The sequence below is a fragment of the Pedobacter sp. 01N416 genome, assembly GCF_056399685.1.
The window spans coordinates 1-384 of the sequence record NZ_JBFTRT010001137.1 but is presented as its reverse complement, the minus strand read 5'-3'; the positions used below and the strand labels follow the sequence as shown (position 1 = coordinate 384).

The 384-nt window shown below is 34.1% G+C and carries 1 protein-coding gene; it reads left to right on the top strand.

Annotation, left to right across the window (positions count from 1 at the left end):
• Positions 1-121: 121 nt before the first annotated feature.
• The gene (locus tag AC1DND_RS29595; protein ID WP_477586630.1) at positions 122-382 is read left to right on the top strand and encodes a nuclear transport factor 2 family protein; all 261 of its coding nucleotides are present in this window, start codon (positions 122-124) and stop codon (positions 380-382) included.
• Positions 383-384: the final 2 nt, after the last annotated feature.

Sequence of the window (384 nt, the reverse complement as noted above, 5' to 3'; positions counted from 1 at the left end):
GGTCAGATTCATTTTAAATATGGCAATTATACCGAAATTAAACAGCTGGTAAATTACTGGCTGTATCAGGTAGAGCGTAAAAACGAGAATTGGATGTAATTTAAAGAAAAAAACAATTAATATGAATACCAGGAAACAGATCGTTTTAAATGAAGATAGATTATTAACAGCCATACAGCATGGTGATATTGAGGAACTAGATCAGCTTTTGCATGAAGATTTACTTTTTAACCTGCCCAACGGTGTAACCATAACAAAGGCTATGGATATGGAAACTTATACATCTGGAAACCTGGTTGTAAATTCTATTTTACCGGCTGAACATGGATATGGAAACTTATACATCTGGAAACCTGGTTGTAAATTCTATTTTACCGGCTGAAC

What these genes read in the sequence shown, in the direction of transcription:
- AC1DND_RS29595 (WP_477586630.1), top strand. Translation starts at nt 122, where the DNA reads ATGAATACCAGGAAACAGATCGTTTTAAATGAAGATAGATTATTAACA.